Source organism: Sorangium sp. So ce281 (assembly GCF_051527395.1).
Taxonomy (GTDB): domain Bacteria; phylum Myxococcota_A; class Polyangia; order Polyangiales; family Polyangiaceae; genus Sorangium; species Sorangium cellulosum_B.
The window spans coordinates 2,168,613-2,187,295 of record NZ_CP150322.1; the positions used below are offsets into that span (position 1 = coordinate 2,168,613).

Annotated in this window: 12 protein-coding genes; 11 read left to right on the plus strand and 1 reads right to left on the minus strand. The window is 72.5% G+C overall.

The annotated features are described in order from the left end of the window. Nucleotides 1-119: 119 nt before the first annotated feature. From WMF27_RS08195 to WMF27_RS08245, 11 genes are all read left to right on the plus strand, one after another. Entirely contained in the window at nucleotides 120-797 is a 678-nt protein-coding gene (locus tag WMF27_RS08195) for a hypothetical protein (protein ID WP_437769473.1), read from the plus strand. Nucleotides 798-867: 70 nt separating this feature from the next. Beyond that, on the plus strand, nucleotides 868-2,040 hold the full coding sequence (locus tag WMF27_RS08200; protein ID WP_437769472.1) for a hypothetical protein: 1,173 nt from the start codon (nucleotides 868-870) through the stop codon (nucleotides 2,038-2,040). Beyond that, nucleotides 2,037-5,573, plus strand: coding sequence for a hypothetical protein (locus tag WMF27_RS08205; RefSeq protein ID WP_437769471.1), 3,537 nt, complete (start codon nucleotides 2,037-2,039; stop codon nucleotides 5,571-5,573). The genes WMF27_RS08200 and WMF27_RS08205 overlap by 4 nt, the downstream gene beginning before the upstream one ends. Nucleotides 5,574-5,739: 166 nt before the next feature. After that, nucleotides 5,740-6,561, plus strand: coding sequence for a CDP-diacylglycerol--serine O-phosphatidyltransferase (gene pssA, locus WMF27_RS08210; protein ID WP_437769470.1), 822 nt, complete (start codon nucleotides 5,740-5,742; stop codon nucleotides 6,559-6,561). 129 nt (nucleotides 6,562-6,690) lie between these two features. After that, on the plus strand, nucleotides 6,691-7,092 hold the full coding sequence (locus WMF27_RS08215; RefSeq protein WP_012234257.1) for a hypothetical protein: 402 nt from the start codon (nucleotides 6,691-6,693) through the stop codon (nucleotides 7,090-7,092). A gap of 210 nt (nucleotides 7,093-7,302) precedes the next feature. Beyond that, entirely contained in the window at nucleotides 7,303-8,214 is a 912-nt protein-coding gene (locus tag WMF27_RS08220; protein WP_437769469.1) for a cytochrome C assembly family protein, read from the plus strand. Nucleotides 8,215-8,219: 5 nt separating this feature from the next. Continuing rightward, on the plus strand, nucleotides 8,220-9,809 hold the full coding sequence (hemA, locus tag WMF27_RS08225) for a glutamyl-tRNA reductase (RefSeq protein WP_437769468.1): 1,590 nt from the start codon (nucleotides 8,220-8,222) through the stop codon (nucleotides 9,807-9,809). After that, nucleotides 9,806-10,711 carry a hydroxymethylbilane synthase gene (gene hemC, locus WMF27_RS08230; protein WP_437769467.1) on the plus strand — a complete coding sequence of 302 codons (906 nt, stop codon included), beginning with the start codon at nucleotides 9,806-9,808 and terminating at the stop codon, nucleotides 10,709-10,711. Before hemA ends, hemC begins: the two co-directional genes overlap by 4 nt. 80 nt (nucleotides 10,712-10,791) lie before the next feature. Continuing rightward, entirely contained in the window at nucleotides 10,792-12,432 is a 1,641-nt protein-coding gene (locus tag WMF27_RS08235) for a glycoside hydrolase family 57 protein (protein WP_437769466.1), read from the plus strand. Between the two features lie 555 nt (nucleotides 12,433-12,987). After that, complete coding sequence (locus tag WMF27_RS08240; protein WP_437769465.1) at nucleotides 12,988-14,169, plus strand: efflux RND transporter periplasmic adaptor subunit; 1,182 nt, start codon at nucleotides 12,988-12,990, stop codon at nucleotides 14,167-14,169. Between the two features lie 44 nt (nucleotides 14,170-14,213). Continuing rightward, on the plus strand, nucleotides 14,214-17,441 hold the full coding sequence (locus tag WMF27_RS08245) for an efflux RND transporter permease subunit (protein ID WP_437769464.1): 3,228 nt from the start codon (nucleotides 14,214-14,216) through the stop codon (nucleotides 17,439-17,441). A gap of 72 nt (nucleotides 17,442-17,513) precedes the next feature. Here WMF27_RS08245 and WMF27_RS08250 read toward each other — a convergent pair whose 3' ends face one another. Next, on the minus strand, nucleotides 17,514-18,668 hold the full coding sequence (locus WMF27_RS08250) for a S1C family serine protease (protein WP_437769463.1): 1,155 nt from the start codon (nucleotides 18,666-18,668) through the stop codon (nucleotides 17,514-17,516). Nucleotides 18,669-18,683: the final 15 nt, after the last annotated feature.

The window sequence follows — 18,683 nt, forward strand, 5'->3', positions numbered from 1 at the left end:
CTATGCAGCATCGTTTCAAACTCGCAATCTCGTTCCTGGGCCTGTCGTGCGTCGGTCTCCCGGCCTGTAGCGGCGAGGCTGACCCCCTGGAGGCAGCCGGCGGCACGGCGGAGCAAGAGATGGTGACGCGGAATGCGTTCACGAAGGAAGCGCTCGTGGAGAGTGCGTTCGCGACAGACCCGCTTGCTACGGAAGCGCTCACGGGCAACCCGCTGACGAGCGACGCAGTCGCGAGCAGCAGCGATGTCATGAGGGCGCTGCGCGATCCTCTGGCTCGCGAGTTCTTGACGTACGTGGCGAGCTGCGCGCTCCCGGAGGGGCAATCCGTGCAGGTCTCGCTGGACGGCGAGACCTATACCTTCGGGGGGAGCATCGGTCTTTCCCCCGAGTGGGGCCGAGCTCATGGTCAGTGCAACGCGCGCTGTCAGGGTTGGCTCTCTGCCTGCATGCTGGCCAGGATCAACCATGTCGGGGAGAGCGTGCCGCTCTCGATGCGTGGCAAGCACAATGCCCTTGACTCGGATCAAGCGGAGCAGGAGGCCTTCCCTCGGCGGGAGGCGGCCTATTTCGGCGACCTCTTCGCGCCGGAGCAGCGCCGGTTCGCGTGCAAGTCGCCCGGCTCGACGCTCATCAGCCGCGTGTGCGGCGGGACGGGCGTCGACACGCAGGGCTGCATCGTCGACGTCCTCGGCGACTGCGACGATGTCTGCGGCGCTCCGACGTCGGACGGCAGCTTCCCCAACTGCGTTGGCGGTGGCCATACGACGCCGACGACGGTGACCGTCTTCCGGGAGTAGCGGGGCCGGGTTTCCGTCGCGTGCGCCTCCCCGCGACGGCTCGCCGCTTTCGTACTATGGTCGCGCCGCCATGAAACGAAGGCTGCCCGCCCCGCTCGCCTGCCTGCTGCTCGCCGCCTGCGCCTCCTCGGAGCCCCGACCGAAGGAGCCGCTCGGTCAGATCCCGGAGGCGACGACCACGGCGAAGCCGGAGTGGCTTCCCTTCCGCATCCGCGCCGGCAAGAGCGTCGCCGCCGATCCGCGCGAGAAGCACTTCGCCGAGCTCCGGCAGCTCACCTTCGGCGGCGAGAACGCCGAGGCCTACTGGTCGCCCGACGGCAGGAAGCTCGTGTTCCAGTCGACCCGCGACGAGAACAAGTGCGACCAGCAGTACATCATGGACCTGGAGAGCGGCGAGGTCCGCCGGGTCTCGAACGGCCAGGGCAAGACCACCTGCGGCTACTTCCTCTTCCCCGCGCCCGCGGCCCCAGCCCAGGCGCGCGTCCTCTTCGCCTCCACGCACGCCGCCGGCGAGGCGTGCCCCCCGAAGCCCGACCACGCGCAGGGGTACGTCTGGCCGCTCGACGAGTTCGACATCTACACCGCGAACGCCGACGGCTCGGAGCTCCGCCCCCTCATCCAGGGCAAGGGCTACGACGCCGAGGCGACCGTCGCGTTCGACGGCTCGCGCCTCGTGTTCACGAGCACGCGGGACGGGGACATCGACCTTTACACGGCGAAGCTCGACGGCTCGGACGTCAAGCGCATCACGAGCACGCCCGGCTACGACGGCGGCGCCTTCTTCTCCCCCGACGCGACCAGGCTGGTCTGGCGGGCGAGCCGCCCCACCGGACCGGCGCTCGACGACTACCGCGCGTTGCTCACCAAGGGGCTCGTGCGCCCCAGCGCGCTCGAGATCTTCGTCGCGGGCGCCGACGGGCAGAACCCGCGCCCGGTGACGAAAAACGGCCGCGCCAACTTCGCGCCCTACTTCCTCCCGGACTCGCGGCGGATCCTCTTCGCCTCCGATTTCAGCACCCCGCTGGGCGCCCGCGGCATGCCCAACTTCGACCTCTACCTCGTCGACTCCGACGCGCCCCTGGCGGCGGACGGCGTGCCGCCCGTCGAGCGCGTGACCTTCTACGAGGGCTTCGACAGCTTCCCGATGTTCTCTCCGACCGGCGAGCACGTCGTCTTCGCCTCGAACCGGTACGGCGCGAAGCCTGGCGAGACCAACCTGTTCGTCGCCCGCTGGGTCGAATGACCGCGCCGCCGTCGCGGACCCGCGCGCCGATCGCGCTCGCGTCGGCGTGCGCGCTCGCGGGCTGCTCGGGCGCCCCGGCGCAGCCGCCCCGCCCCGCCGAGGCCACCCTCCCGGCGGCGGACGTCGCGGGCGCGGCCTACACCTCGCCCGCGCGCTGGAGCTACCATCCAGCGGCGCCCGACGCCGCGGTCGCGTGGGCGCCGTTCGCCGGCGCCGGCTGCGTCGTCGTCGCCCAGGGAGGGCAGCGATGGACGGTGACGCCCGATCCACGGACGTCCGCGCCGCCGCCGAGCGCCGCCGGGCCCGCCGCGCAGGCCGCGCGCTGCGCCGGCCAGGGTAGGACGAGCGCCTCGCCTGCGCCCGAGGAGCTCACCGCGATCGTGCGGCGCTCGCCGGCCTCCTGGATGTTCGTCGGCGCGAGCGGCGCGATCTACGAGGCCTCCTCGCCGCTCGGCCAGCTCACGCGGGCGCTCTCTCCGCCCGAGCCGCTCCAGCAGGTCGCGGGCGCCGGCGGCTCGCTGATCGGGGTGACCCGGGGCGGCGGGGTGCTCCGGTGGCGCGAGGAGCTCGGCTGGAAGCCGGTGCTGCTCGACGGCGCCGCGGGGCAGGGCGGGGCCCCGCCGCGCGCCTTCGGTGTCGCCATGGTCGACGGCGGCCGCGCGCTCGTGCTCGCGCTGCCGGAGGCGCTGTTCGCCAGCGAGGACGGCGGGGCCACCTGGTCGCGCGCGCCGCTCCCGACGATGGGCCTCTCGCGGGTCGGCGCCCTCGGGGGCGAGCTCCTCGCCGAGGGGCTCCTCGCGTCGGCGACCTGGGATCCTCGGCGCACGCCCGCGTTCTCCCGCAGCGCGGCGACGCTCCCGCCGGCCGACGTCGAGCTCGACGTGACGACCCCGCGCGCCCCGTCCGCCTCCGCCGTGTCGGTTGGACGGGCCGCGATGAGCGGCGATCGCTACGTCGAGGCGGTCCGCCCGGAAGACGCCGGCGCGCCGTGGCTCCTCGCGAGCGGCCCCATCGAGGGGCCGCTCAAGGAGGCGGCCATTCCGGGCACGGGCGACTGCGGGAGCATCAAGCTCGGCGCGAACGGCCGGCGCGTCGTCGCGGTGTGCGCCGAGCCGGACGGCGATCGCGTCGTGGCGCGGGTGCTCCGCAGCGACGACGGCGGCGGCGCGTGGTCGCCGGCCGCCACGCTGGAGACGCCCGACATCGACCAGGTCGGCGTCGCGGTGGCGCCCGACGGCGCGGCGCTCCTGACCGGCGTCTGCAAGCCGAGCGGCGGCGCGGACAGCTGCAAGCTGACCGCGCCGCTCCTCCTGTCCCACGACGGCGCCCACGACGAGGATCGCGCCGCGGTCGCCCTCGCGGCGGCCCCCACGCTCGGCACGCCCGCCGTGCTGCCCGCGTTCTCGGCGGACGGGCGCTCCGCGTATTTCCTCGGCTTCCGCGGCAAGGACGACCGCCTCGCGCTGTTCGTCTCGCACGACGGGGGCGAGACCTTCGCGCCGCGGCCGCTCGACGTGACCGCCGCGCTGCCCGCCCCGCAGGCTGACGGCGCCGAGGACGAGGACGAGGAAGGCGGGCCGGGCGACGGTCGCTCGCCGGAGGGGTTCGACGTCGTCGAGGAGAGCGCGCTGCGCCCGGCGGAAGACGGCACCGTCGGCCTGCTGCTCTCGGAGCGCGGCTCGCTCACGTACCTGACCGCCGACGAGGACGGCCGGGTGCTCACGGCGACGACCCCGCCGGCGGAGAGCACGGCGCTCGCCGGCTTCGGGCGGCGCGTGCTCGCGCTCGCGCCGGGCGCGCGAGACAGCGGCGATGACGCCGCGGCGCTCTGGGAGTCGCTCGACGGCGGCGTGAGCTGGGCGGAGCTCCCGGAGATGCCGGCGCTCTCGCGCGAGGCCTCCCAGGCCCAGCTCACCATCGCATGCGGTGGGAGCGGCTGCCTCTTCGGCGACGTGGCGACCCGCGCCGGCTGGGGCGGCCAGGCCGGCGGCGCGTTGCCGCGCGCGCCGGAGCCGGCCCCGCGCGCGCAGCCGTCCGCGCGCACGCCCATCCTCTGCGAGACGCTGCCGTCCTCGAAGTGGACGCGCGTCGACCATGTCGACTCGAGCGGCCTCGGCCTGCCCGACGGCGACGAGCTCCTGCGCGGCCGGTCGGTGTGGTCGTTGCTCACGCGCGCTCCGAGCGGCGCCGTCGACGTCGTCTCCGCGATGCTCCCCGAGTCCGGCGCCGGGGAGGCGCGGGTCGTCACGCGATCGCTGCTGCCCGCGGTGCCGGCGGGGCTCGGGCGAGCGCGGGTCGCGACCAACGTCACCTTCCAGATGGAGGGCTACGCCGTGGCGCGCCTGCGGATCCCGGGCGGCGCGGCGGCGCCGGGGGCCCCGATGCGCAACGTCGAGGTCGCCTGGGAGAACTGGATGGATGGCACCTCGGGCCGCGGCACGATCCCCGACGCCGGCCCGTTCGAGCTCGGCGACGTGAAGGTCGTCCCCGACGCCGCGCGAAAGCCGCGCGCGGGCGCCCGGCCGCAGGCCGGCCCGGGAGGCGCGGCCTCGCGCCGCGCGCCGCCCCCCGACGACTTCTTCGATCCCGCGCTCCTGTCGGTCTCGCTGCGCGGGCTCTTCATCAGGCCGCACTCCGGCAGCGCTCACTCGGCGCTCACGTTCTTCTACGAGCCGCCGGGGAAGCTCCAGCGCTTCGACTTCCCGTCCTGGCCCGCGTCGGGCCTTCACGGCAGCCTCGACGTGCGCACCGATGCGGTCCTGGCGGACGGCCAGCCCGTCGGCGTGGGGATGGTCCGGCAGGCGTCGAACGGCCCGATGATCGGGATGCTGCTCGCCCACCGCCCGGCGCCTCCCGCCGGCGCGTCCGCCGCGCCGGGCCCGGGCGCCGCATGGGCGATCGACGCCGTCTCGGTCGCTCCGCCGGCGGACCGCGATCGGATCGTGCACACCGACTGGACCTACGCTGGACGGTCGATCGGCGTGGCGACGCTGGTCGCTCACCCCGGGCACGCGGCGGCGTGGTCGATCTTCCAGCCGTTCCGCGGGGATGGCACGCTCGGCCCCGCTCAGCCGCTGCCGACGCCGTTCGACCTCGGAGACGCGCCGCGCCCGTGCTCTGCCGCCGAACGCGCGGCGACCGCGCGCCAGGAGGCGCCGCTCTTCCTCGGCAGCACGGCCTTGTTCCCGGGCACACGCCACCCCGTGCTCGTCGTGGACGCCGCTGGTCCCTCCAGCCCGCCCGAGGTCACGGTGCTCCTGACCTCCACCACGGTGCTCCACGGTACGCCTGCCGCGCCGTGTGTTGCGGGCTGGGAGGCGCGAGCGATCGGGCGGGCGCCCCGCACTGCGATCATCCCCGGCGATCTCGCCCAGGCGTGGTTGTTCCGGGCCGCGGCGGGCCCGGCGGTCGCTGCGGGCGGATCGAGCGGCCCGGCCGTCGAGCTCCGCCCGATGGTGTGCCGCTTCGCGCCCGGCGCGGAGGTCCCGGAGGCGGTATGGGGTGAGCCGGGCATGGCGCAGCCCGCGCGTTGAGCGACGGAGGAAAAGCAAAAACGACGAATGAAACGAAGCTGACGGTGAGATGAAACGATCCCGGATCCTGGCTCGCGGTAACCTTCTAGCGACTCGCGTGTGCGCTTCGGCGCTTGCGTTCGCGGTCCCTGCGGCGATAGCCTGGCCTGCCTAAACGGGAGGCGGCATGATCCGGAAGCGACGGCGGTTCGAGCTCAGGAAGACGCTGTTCCTGCTTCCGAACCTGATCACGCTCTCATCGATCTTCTGTGGCTTCGACTCGATCCGGCGCTCCGCGACCGCGCAATCGGAAGATGATTTCTACCGCGCCGCGCTGCTGATCGTCTTCGCGATGTTCTTCGACACCCTCGACGGGCGTGTCGCGCGGATGACGAAGACCCAGAGCGCCTTCGGCCTGCAGATCGACTCGCTGGCCGATATCGTCTCGTTCGGCGTGGCGCCGTCGATGCTCGTGTATCAGTGGACGCTGCACCGCTTCGATCTCGCGGGGCTGCTCGTGTCGTTCATCTTCACGGCCTGCGGCGCGGTCCGGCTGGCGCGCTTCAACGTCCTCTCCATGGGGGAGGCGGGCAAGCCCACGAAGCCTTCGAAGTACATCGTCGGCCTCCCCATCCCGGGCGCGGCGGGCATCCTCGTCTCGATCGTGGTCGCGAACCACGCGGCCGCCGGCGAGATCGGCGGCGAGCGCTACGCGTCGGCGATCCTCGCCACCACGACGCTCCTGTCGCTGCTGATGGTCTCGACCATCCGGTTCCGCTCTTTCAAGGATCTCCGGCTCAACGTCCGGACGGTGCTCTTCGTGGCGTTCGCTGTCGGGTCGAGCGCGGTGATCTCGACGCAGCTTCAGCCCGCGTTCGTGCTCGTGTGGTTGCTCGGCTTCTACGTGCTGCTCGGGATCTTCGAGTCGCTCTGGCACCTGCCTGCGCGGCTCCGCGGCCTGCGTCGGGACTCGGTGCCTCCGCCCCCGGTGGTGCCCCCTGCGGCCTGAGGCGCCTGCGGCCTGGGGCGCCTGCGGCCTGGGGCGCCTGCGGCCTGGGGCGCGTCGGCTCGGGCTCACCCCTGGTGGCTGGCATCGCGACCCAACCGCTCCGGCTCATTTTTGAGTAGACTGCGTGCGATGAAGAACCGCGTGTTCTTTCCGCAGGCCGCGCTCGACGACTGGATCGCGAGCGACCGCGTCGATCTGAACAACGACGAGCTTCTGATCAAGACCGAGGGCCGCCGCTACAAGATCATCGAGGCGATCCGCGTGCTCCGCGAGGTGACAGGCTCGGCGGACATCCACGAGGTCCTCGGCAGGGTCAAGACGCGGGCGTTCCTGCGGGAGCTCGGGGCGGAGATCCTCGAGGGGTCCATGATCATCGGCGACAACGCCTACGACGTGATCCCGGGGTTCATCGGCGCCCCGGTGGGCACGTTCGCCGAGCACCGCAAGGCCGCCCCGGCGGGGACCGCGACCAGCAGCAGCCCGACGAGCGACGAAGAACTCCTGGCCGCGTTCCTCACCAGCAAGATGTAGCGCGCCGCGCCCGGTTGCTTGGGCGCCGCGCCCGGCTGCTTCGACGCCCCCGCCGGCGCGCCACACCCGCGGCGGCGAGGCGCTGCCGACACGGTCTCTCGCGCCCGCCTCTCCCGGCGGATCCGCGCTGTCAGGCCTCGGCCTACGAGAGTACGCTCCCGCCTCTGCGGCCGGCGGGCCATCCCCGGTGAGGCAGGCTATAACGGGGCCATGCCCGAGGTCATCTCCGGGATCAGCTTCGCGCTCGCCCTGCTGTTTTACAGCGCTGCCAGCGCGCTCTTCTTCCTCGACGTCGCCCGCAGCCGCGCCCGGCTCCCCTCCGCGGGCGACCTCGGGGGCCTCTTCGGCGCGAGGGCGCGCGTCCACGACCCCGGCGCTCGGCCGAGCGCCGGGGTCGCCGCGTCCGCCTCGCGGCACGCGCCCTTGCTGCTCGGCCTGGGCGCCCTCGGGCACGCGACCTACGTCACGCTCGCCAGCTTCGTCGCGCGGGTCTGCCCGGTGCACTCCGTTCATTTCATGCTCTCGGTCGCGTCCCTCCTCGCGATCGCCGTTTACCTCGTCGCCCGCCATCGCTTTCGCATCGACGCGCTCGGGCTCCTCATCGGGCCGCTCGGGCTCGCCTTCCTGCTCGGCACGTTCTTCCTCGGAAAGCCGCACCCCGAGCCGAAGCTCAGCCCGCTGTTCATCGCGGCGCATGTCATGGCGAACCTGCTCGGGATCGCCCTCTTTCTGCTCGCCGGCGCCTCTGCCGCGCTTTACCTCGTCCAGGAGAAGCGGCTCAAGCGGAAGCGGCATCTCGAGCGTATGGGCAACCTCCCGGCGCTCGACACGCTCGACCGCGCCGTCCATCGCTTCCTGAGCGCCGGCTTCCCCTTGCTGACGCTCGGCATCGTCACGGGGACGTACTGGGCGCACCAGCTCGAGATGGGCAACGCCGAGGAGGTGATGCGCGCCATCTTCGGCTACGCCACATGGCTCCTCATCGCGCTCGTGCTGCTCTTGCGCGCCGCCGCTGGCTGGCGCGGCCGCCGCGCGGCGTACGGCACCATCGCGGGGCTCGCCTGCGCCGGGGCGGTGCTCATCATCTATCTCGTCCGTCCCGCTGCGGGGCTCGGAGGCTAGCGCAGGTGATCTTCGTCGGGCTCTCCCACAAGACCGCGCCCATCGACGTGCGCGAGCGGCTCGCGATCGGGCGGGATCGGCTGCCCGAGGTCCTCGCGCGCCTCACGGCCCACCCTGCCATCGGCGAGGCGCTCGTCCTCTCCACCTGCAACCGCGTCGAGATCTACGCCTCACCCCGGCAGCAGGCGCCCGCGCTGTACCGCCCCGGGAGCGCTCCGCCGCCGTCGGACGAGGCGCTCTCGCGCAACGACGAGGCGCTGCGCGCCGCCGTCGCGATCCTCGTCGGCCTCGGCGGAGAGGCCGTCCGGGGCCACCTCGCGGGCCGCGTCGGGAGCGATGCCGTCCTCCACCTCTTCCGCGTCGCCGCGTCGCTCGACTCGATGGTCGTCGGCGAGCCGCAGATCCTCGGACAGATGAAGGCGGCCATCGAGGTGGCCCGCGGGGCGAAGACCCTCGGCGCGAGGCTCGGCCGCGCGGCTCACCGCGCCATCAAGGTCGGCAAGCGGGTGCGCACGGAGACGGCGATAGGCGCCGGGCAGGTCTCGGTCTCCAGCGTCGCCATCGACCTCGCCCGCCAGATCTTCGCGGATCTCGCCGGTCACACCGCGCTGCTCATCGGCGCCGGCGACATGGCCGAGGCCGCCTCGAAGCTCCTCGTCCGCGCCGGCACCCGCCTCATCGTGGTCAACCGGAGCCCGGACCGCGCCGCCGCGCTCGCCCGCGATGTCGGCGGCGAGCCTCGCCCCTGGGCCGACCTCGAGCGCTCCGTCATCGACGCCGACATCGTGATCTCGTCGACCTCGAGCCCCAATTACGTGGTCACGCCCGACCTCGTCCGCCGAGCCCGCAAGGCCAGGAAGGGCAGGAGCCTGTTTCTCATCGACATCGCGGTCCCGCGTGACATCGACCCCGCCGTCAACAAGCTCGACAGCGTGTACCTCTACGATGTCGACGACCTCTCGCAGATCGTGGCGGAGTCCGTCCAGGGGCGCGCCGCCGAGGCGGCGCGGGCCGAGGCGATCGTCGCGGACGAGGCGCAGGCCTTCGAGGCGTGGACGCTCGAGCGCGCCCTGACGCCCACGATCGTCGGCTTGCGGTCCCGCACGCGATCCATCCTCGTGGCCGAGGTCGAGCGCAGCCTCTCTGGCAAGCTCCGGCACCTCGGCGTGGCCGAGCGCCAGGCCCTCGCGATGATGATCGACGCCGCCACGAACAAGCTGCTCCACGTGCCCACCACCCGGCTCCGCGCGATGGCCAGCGATCCCCGCGTCGCCGAGCACGTCGACTCGCTCCGGGAGCTGTTCGACATCGACGGCGCGCCGTCCGACAACGCCGCCGCCTCGGCGCTCGCCGAGGGGGAGCTGCGCGGCGCGGTGGACGGGCCTCCCACGCCTCGCTCCGCCCGCGGGGCGGCGCCTCCCGCCTCCGGCAATCGAGGCAGCGCCTCGCCCCGGCACGTCGATCCGCGCCCCCAGGCTGCAGAGGACAACGGCGTTTACGCGCGGCAGCCCAGCGGGCGCCCCGCCGAGGCGGGCGTCATGGCCGTCGCGAATCCAGCCGCGGTCGTGAGCGCAGCTGGGCTAAAGGGAGCGTGATGCCCACGGAGCTCACCCTCGCCACGCGCCGCTCGGCGCTCGCCCTCGCCCAGTCCCGCGCCTTCGCTCGTTCCCTCGAAGCGGCGGTGCCCGATCTCTCCCTGCGCGAGCTCGAGGTGGTGACCTCGGGCGACAAGACGCAGGATCGCTCGCTCCAGGACATCGGCGGCAAAGGGTTGTTCATCAAGGAGCTCGAGGAGGCGCTCCTGGACCGGCGCGCCGACTTCGCGGTCCACTCGATCAAGGACGTCCCCGCCGAGATCGCCCCGGCGCTGTGCCTCGCCTGCATCCCCGCGCGGGAGGACCCTCGCGACGCGCTCGTCACCCGGAGCGGCGCCTTGCTCGCGGAGCTGCCGGCGGGCGCCCGGGTCGGGACCTCGAGCCTCCGCCGGGCGGTCGCGCTGCGCGAGGCGCGCCCGGATCTCGTGATCGAGCCGGTCCGTGGCAACGTCGACACCCGGCTCCGCAAGGTGTTCGACGGCGTGTTCGACGCCGTGGTGCTGGCGCTCGCCGGCCTGAAGCGGCTCGGCCTCGAAGGCCGCGCCACGGAGGTGCTGTCGCCCGAGGTGTCGTTGCCCGCAATCGGACAGGGCGCGCTCGGCATCGAGTGCCGCACGGCGGACGACGGCGTGCGTGGCGTCCTGGCGACGCTCGCGGACGCCGAGATCACGATCTGCGTCTCTGCCGAGCGAGCCGTGATGGCCGCGGTGGAAGGCAGTTGCCGGACGCCGGTGGCCGCCTATGCGGTGCGGGACGGCGACGCGCTGTGGCTTCGGGCGCTCCTCGCCGAGCCCGACGGCTCCCGGTTGCGAAGGGCGGAAAGGCGCCTGTCGTGGCCCGCAAACACGCACGAAGCCGAGCGCCTCGGAGCGGACCTCGGGGCCGAGCTCAAGAAGGGTTGAGGCGGGTAACTCGACTGGAAGGCTGCCACGTCCAGAACATCTAGAATGGAATCGACAAGGGCTCTCCGTACCACGCCGGGATGAACGGCGGTTTCCCGCCCCCAGCGCTCCCCCAGCGCTCCATGCCGGGCTACGTCGCCCTCGTCCTCCACGCTCACCTGCCGTACGTGCGTCACCCCGAGCACGTCCGCTCCCTGGAGGAGCGCTGGCTCTTCGAGGCGCTCTGGGAGTGTTATCTCCCCCTGCTCGGGGTCCTCGATCGCCTCGCCGCCGACCGCGTCGTCGCCCCGCTGACCCTCTCCGTCTCGCCGTCGCTCCTCGCGATGCTGCGCGACGAGCTGCTCCTTCGCCGGTTCGAGGACCACCTCCGCCGGCTCACCGCGCTGGCGGCCCGGGTCGAAGCCCGCTTCGCCGGGAGCGGCTTCGCCGAGGCCGCCGCGTTCTACCGCGCGCGGCTCGCGGACGCGGCGAGCTCGTGGGAGGCGCTCGGCGGCGATGTCCCGGGCGCCCTGGTGCGCCACGCCGGGGCGGGCCGCGTCGAGCTGCTCACCACGGCCGCGACGCACGCGTACCTGCCCGGGCTGCTCGCCACGCCGGCGTCGATCCGGGCGCAGCTGCGGCTCGGCCGCCGCGCCTTCACCGCCTTCACCGGCGCGCCCGAGCCTCGCGGCCTCTGGCTGCCCGAGTGCGCTTACGCGCCCGGCCTCGACGCCGATCTCGCGGCGGCGGGCGTCCGCTTCACCGTGCTCGACGCCCACGCGCTCACGCTCGCCGCGCCGCCCGCGTCCGCCGGCGCGTCCGTCCCGGTGCTCTCGCCTGCCGGCCTCGCGTGCTTCGGGCGCGATCGCGACAGCGCGCGCGAGGTCTGGTCGCGCGACGCCGGCTATCCGGGTCACCCGGTTTACCGCGAGTTCTACCGCGACGTCGGGCTCGACCTGCCCGAGCGCGAGCTCGAAGGGGAGGTCGGTCCCGACGGCACCCGGCTCATGACCGGCCTCAAGCTCCATCGCGTGACCGGGCCCGGCCCCGACAAGGCCCCGTACGACCCGGCCCGCGCCGCCGCGCAGGCGCGCGCGCACGCCGCGGACTTCGTGGCCCGCCGCGAGGCCGCGCTCGCGTCGATCCGCGGCGTGAGCGCCCCGCCCATCCTGGTGGCCCCCTACGACGCCGAGCTCTTTGGCCACTGGTGGCTCGAAGGGCCCGAGTTCCTCGAGCACGCCCTGCGCCGCCTCGCGGCCTCGGATCGCGCCGTTCCGATCGCGCTCGGCGCGTACCTGGAGCGCCATCCGCCCGTCGAGGTCGTGGAGCCTGCCGCCTCGACGTGGGGTGAAGGCGGGTTCGGCGCATTCTGGACGGGCCCGAGCGCGTCCTTCCTGTGGCGCCACGCGCACCACGCCGAGCGCGCCGTGCTGGGCGCGCTCTCGAGTCGCCGCCACGCGGGCGGCCTGCCCGGCCGCGCGCTGGACCAGGCGATCCGCGAGCTCCTCCTCCTTCAATCCAGCGACTGGGCCTTCATGATGTCGGCCGGGGAGATGGCTCCCTATGCCGAGGCGCGCGCCCACGCCCACGCGACCCGCGCCCGCCGCCTCGCGTCCCTGGCCCAGCAACCCACGGCTTCGCCCTCCGACGTGGCGTGGCTCGATGCGCTGTGCGCGCTCGACCCGTTCCTCGTCGAGCTCTCGGGTCCTGCGCTCCGAGGCGCCTTCGACCCATGGCGCTGAGCCGGCGTTCGTCCGCGCCCCTCGCCTCCGGATCTCCCGTGCTCCAGGGGGCAGATCAATTTCCGGCAACGGAGTATTAAATTAAGTTAAAAATTTCTACGACGGTATTCACATGGTCGCCTACCCTCCGCGTCGCGGTGGTCGACTCCGTGGGAGGGCGTGTGCGCCCCGCGGCGGTGCCCTCGGCGCTTCTTTTCGGGAAGGTGACCCGCGATTCACCCGCCCTTTTCATCGCCGGCCGCCGGCCGCGCGACCCGGCGCCCATGTCCCAGCACGTTTTTTCGCGGTCATCGCGGCATGAAGTGCGAGAGGGACGGAGACCTTGCCCGGAACACCCCCTTGATGACCGGCCGGTCAGCGCCCTAGTGTGTTGCCCGCCAGCTTTGCTCCTGGACCGCACCGGCAGGCGCTGGCAAAGAACCGGTCGGACTCCCCATGACACATCCTCCTTGCGGACCCGAGCGCCGTTTCGCTCGATGGGCTCTCGGCGCTCGTAGCGCCACATCGAATCACTCCCGCGCCGCCGTCGTCGCGGCGCTGCTCGCTGCGCTCGCGGTGCCCACGTTGACCGGGTGTCGCCGCCCCGAGGCGGACGCGCAGCCGTCGCCGGCGCGCGACACCGCCGCGCCACGCCAGAAGCCCGCGGTGCACTTCGGGAAGGTGACCGCGCGCCCGCTCGCGCAGACGCTGGACATCAGCGGCACCCTGGTCGCCGACGAGACGAGCGAGGCGGCGACGCAGATCGGCGGCTTGGTCGTGAGCGTCGCGGTCGACGTGGGCTCACGGGTCAAGAAGGGCGATCCGCTCGTCGTGCTCGACGCGCGCAACGTCGCGCTCCAGTCGCAGGCCGCGTCCGCGGCCGTCGCGCAGGCGCGGGCCAAGCTCGCGCTGCAAGACGGCGCGTCGCCGAAGGGCATCGATCCCGACCAGGTGCCGGAGGTCCGGGCCGCGAAGCAGAGCATGGAGCTCGCGAAGTCCGAGGCCGAGCGCGTGAAGCAGCTCTACGACCAGGGCGCCGTCCCCCAGTCGACCTGGGACGCGGCGCGCACGCAGGCCCAGAACGCGACCGCGCAGTACGAGGCCGCGGTCAACGGCATCCGCGCGACCGTCGCGGCGCTCACGTCCGCGCAGGCGCAGGCGGGGCTCGCCTCGAAGGCGGTGTCCGACACGACGGTGCGGGCGCCCTTCGACGGCGCGATCGCCGAGAAGCGGATCAGCGTCGGCGAGTACGCCAGCCCGGGCCGCGTCGTGGCGGTCGTGGTCCGCGACAACCCGCTGCGGCTGCGCATCGACGTGCCCGAGGCGGACATCGCGCACATCGATGTGGGCAAGCCGGTCAGCGTCTCGGTCGCCGCCTTCCCCGATCGCCTGTTCCCGGGCGTCGTGAAGCGGATCGGCGCGAGCCTGAAGGCCACGTCGCGCACCCTGCCCGTGGAGGCCGAGTTCGACAACAGCGAGGGCAAGCTCCGCCCCGGCCTCTTCGCGCAGGGGCAGCTGACGCTGACCGGCGAGTCAAGAACGGCGATCCTCGTCCCCGAGTCGGCGGTCGGCACCTCCGGGACGAGCGCGCGCGTGTTCGTGAAGTCGGGCGATCGCGTGACGGAGCGGCTCGTCAAGCCCGGCCGCAAGATCGAAGGCTTCATCGAGGTCGTCGGTCCCCTTGCCGAGGGGGAGGAGGTCGCGATCGACAAGGTGAGCGAGCTGGCGGACGGCATCGAGGTCGCGGCGGCGCAGTGAGCCGAGCGCACCGCGCGCCTCATTACTGAAGAAAGGTAGCGACCATGCAATGGCTCGCGGCAATCTGCATCCGTAGGCCGGTTTTCGCCTCGGTGATCGTCCTGCTCCTGACGGTGCTCGGGGCGTTCTCCTACTTCGGCCTCGGCGTGGACCGGTTTCCCAAGGTCGAGTTCCCGTTCATCGTCGTGACGACCGTCCTCCCCGGCGCCGCGCCCGAGGAAGTAGAGACGGAGCTCTCCGACAAGATCGAGTCGGCGGTCAACACGATCAGCGGCATCGACGAGCTGCGCTCGGCCTCGGTCGAGGGGCTCAGCCAGGTCATGATCTCCTTCCAGCTCGAGAAGGACGTCGACGTCGCCGCGCAGGAGGTGCGCGACAAGGTCGAAGGCATCCTCGCGGATCTGCCGGAAGGGATCGACCCGCCGGTGGTCGGCAAGCTGGATCCGGACGCCGCGCCGATCCTCACCCTCGCCGTCTCGTCTCCGAAGGCGGACGTCCGCGCGGTGACGGAGTTCGCCGACAAGACGCTCCGGCGCGAGCTGGAGTCGCTCGCCGGCGTCGGACAGGTGCTGCTCATCGGCGGCCGGAGCCGGCAGATCAACATCTGGATCGATCCGGAGAAGCTCGAGAAGTACGCCCTGACCGGCGGCGTGGTGGCCCAGGCGCTGGCGAGCCAGAACGTCGAGATCCCGGCCGGCCGGATCGAGCAAGGGGGCAGGGCGCTCACCCTGCGGACGCGCGGCCGCGTGCAGTCGGTCCAGCAGATGGCGGACATCGTGCTCGCGAACCGCGACGGCTACTCCGTCCGGCTCGGCGACGTCGCGGAGGTCCAGGACGGCATGGCGGAGCCGGAGTCCGCCGGCTTCCGCGGCCCCGATCCTGCCGTGCTCCTCAGCATCCGCAAGCAGAGCGGGACGAACACCGTCGAGGTCATCGAGGGGCTGAAGGCGCGGATCAGCGAGGTGGAGAAGCGCCTCCCCGAGGGGTACGCCATCGCCGTCGCCCGCGATCAGTCGGAGTTCATCAAGAACTCGGTCCACGCCGTCAAGGAGCACCTCGTGCTCGGCGCGCTGCTCGCCGCGATCATCGTCGCGATCTTCCTCGCGAACGCCCGCAGCACGCTCATCTCGGCGATCGCCATCCCGACGAGCATCATCTCCACGTTCGCCCTGATGAGGGTGGCGGGCTTCACGCTCAACGGGATCACGCTCCTCGCGCTGACGCTCGCGGTCGGCATCGTGATCGACGACGCGATCGTCGTCCTCGAGAACTGCTACCGCTGGATCGAGGAGAAGGGCGCCAGCCCGTGGGAGGCGGCGCTCCAGGGCACGAAGGAGATCGGGCCCGCGGTGCTCGCGACGACGCTCTCGCTGATCGCCGTGTTCCTCCCTGTCGCGTTCATGAGCGGCATCGTCGGCCGCTTCCTGAACTCGTTCGGCCTCACCATGGCGTTCTCGATCCTCGTGTCGCTGATCGTGAGCTTCACGCTGACGCCCATGCTGTCGGCGCGATGGCTGAAGAAGCCGGAGAAGAGCCACGCCGCCAGCTCCAAGGAGTCGCGCTTCTACGGGCCGATCGAGCGCGGCTACATGGCGCTCCTCCGCTGGTCGATGGCGCACCGCTGGGTGATCGTGCTCGCCTCGCTCCTGGCGCTGGTTTCGATCCCGGTGCTCGGGCGCATGGCCAAGTTCAACTTCCTCCCGGTCGAGGACGAGTCGCAGTTCCAGGTCGGCATGCGCTCGCCCGAGGGCGTGAGCCTCGACGGGACGCGCGTCATCGCCACGCGGGTCGCGTCGCAGATCGAGAAGCTCCCCGGCGTGGCCTACACGCTGACGACGATCGGCGACGATCCGCAGAAGACGCCGAACCTCGCCACCATCTACGTGAAGCTGAAGCCGGCGGCGGAGCGCGCGCTGTCGCAGCAGGACCTCATCGATCGCGCCCGGCGCGAGCTCAAGCCGATGTTCGATGCGGAGAAGCTCCGGGCGAACATCGGCGTCGTGCCCGCCTTCTCCGGCGGTCAGAGCGCCCAGATCGCCTATCAGGTGCAGGGCCCCGACCTCCAGAAGATCGGCCAGTACTCCGATGCGCTGCTGCAGAAGCTCAAGGCGATCCCGGGCGTCGTCGATCCGGACACCTCGCTGCTCGTCGGCAAGCCGGAGCTCCGCGTGGTCATCGACCGCAAGAAGGCCGCCGATCTCGGCGTGCAGGTCGGCGACGTCGCCAGCACCCTGCGCCTCCTGGTCGGCGGGTACAAGGTGTCGACCTACAACGAAGGCGGGGAGCAGTACGAGGTGCGCGCGCGCGCGCTGCCGAGCTTCCGCTCCGACAAGGAAGGCCTCGCGAAGATCACGGTGCCGTCGACCAAGCTCGGCGCCGTGACGCTCGACAACGTGGTGTCGTTCTCCGAGGGGACGGGCCCGTCGCGCATCGAGCGGTACAACCGCCAGCGGCAGGTCATGCTGACCGCCAACCTCGAGGCGGGGTACTCGCAGCAGACGGTCATCCAGGAGCTCGACAAGGCCGTGTCGGAGATGAACCTCGCGTCCGGCTACTCCGCGGGCCCCGTCGGCGCGTCGAAGGAGCTCGTCAAGATGATGAAGAGCTTCCTCGTCGCCCTCCTCCTGTCGCTGGTCTTCATGTACCTCGTGCTCGCGGCGCAGTTCGAGTCGTGGCTGCACCCGATCACGATCCTGCTGTCGTTGCCGCTGACGGTGCCGTTCGCGTTCATCGCGGTCATCCTCTTCCGGCAGTCGCTCAACATCTTCTCGCTGCTCGGCATCGTCGTGCTGTTCGGCGTCGTGAAGAAGAACTCGATCCTCCAGATCGATCATACGATCAAGCTGCGCGAGCACGGCTTGCCGCGGGCGCAGGCCATCCTGGAGGCGAACCGCGACAGGCTCCGGCCGATCCTGATGACCACGCTCGCGTTCGTCGCCGGCATGATCCCGCTCGTCGTCTCGAGCGGCGCGGGCTCGGGCACGAACCGCGCGACCGGCTTCGTGATCATCGGCGGGCAGACGCTGGCGCTCCTCCTGACGCTGCTCGCGACCCCGGTCGCCTACTCGCTGTTCGACGACGTCTCCTCGTGGCTCAAGCGGATCCTGCCCTTCATGCGGGGCAGCGACGACCAGGGCGAGCCGCGCGGGGCGGGGGAGGACGGCGTCGCTCCGGCGGGGGATGGGGTCGTCGCGGCGGGGCACCGCGGCGCCGCGGCGCGCACCGCCGTCGCGCACGACGCGGGCCGGCCGGCGCCGGCGCAGCTCGACTAGCAGCACCCCGACCGCGCTCCGGGGCCGCGGCGCGCCGCGCCCGGCCCCTTCGCCACCGCGGCGCGGCGCCGCTCACCGCGCTTCGCCGTGGACCTTGCGCAAGATCACCTCGAGCAGCCCGTCGAACGCGTCGCGCATCGCCCAGGCCTGGGCGGCCTCGTCGTCGAGGCCAGCCGCCTTGCGCCGCCCCTCGACGAGCGCGTTCCGCGGGCCCCTGCACGCGGGGCCGAGCCGGCGCTCCATGTCGAGCGAGGCGCCCGCGTAGACGTGATAGCAGGACGCGAAATCCCCCTGGTTGTAGAGGGGCGAGCCGACCTGGATCGCGCCGTCCATCGTGCGCGCCAGCACGAGCAGGTCGCCCTCGGTGCAGCCGCGGAGGATCGCGAGCGCGTGGTGAGGCACCGATCGCTTGACCGCCGGCAGCCCTTGCTCTTCGTCGGCCGTCTCGGCCGCGAACGTCGAGAGCGGGACGGGATCGGGGCGCACGAGCAGCCGCTTGAGGTAGTCGGCGGGCACGCCGAAGTTGAGGTTCTGCCCCTGCGTCGAGACCGCCGCGGCGACGCCGATCACCTCGCCGTGCTCGTTGAACAGCGGGCCGCCCGAGGAGCCAGGCGCGATCGGCGCGGAGATCTGCAGCAGCGTCAGCTCCGGATCCACGACGCGGACCGCGCTCACGAGGCCGTTCGACACGGTGTCCGCGAGGCCGAGCGGATGGCCGATCGCGACGACCGGATCGCCGGGGCGGACCGCGCCGCTGTTGCCGAGGGAGAGCAGCGGGAGCCTCCGAGGCGCGTGGATCCGGACGATCGCGAGATCCCGAGCCTCGTCGAACGCGAGCACCTCGAGCACCGGGTGCTCGCTCTGATCGGAGAGGACCACCTTGAGGTCCGGCATCCCGGCGACGACGTGGAAATTCGTCGCGATCCAGCCGTCCTCGCGGACGAGGAAGCCCGCCCCGAGCGAGCCGTCGCCGCGGATCGTGACGACCGCCGGCATGGCGCGCGCCGCGATCTGCGCTGGCGTCATCGCCGCGGGCTGTGACGCGGAGATCGCCGGCTGGCTTGCCGAGCTCGCGGTGCAGCCGAGCGCCGCGATCGCCGCCGCGGCGACGAGCGCCGAGACGAGCGGCCAGCCGGGCTGCTGCGGGGGTCGGGGGCGCGATGGAGGAGCGGCGCAGGAGGGCCGGTCGTCGTCATGGAGCTCGCCTGGCAGGCTGCGGTGGTTCATGTCGCTCCCCGAGGC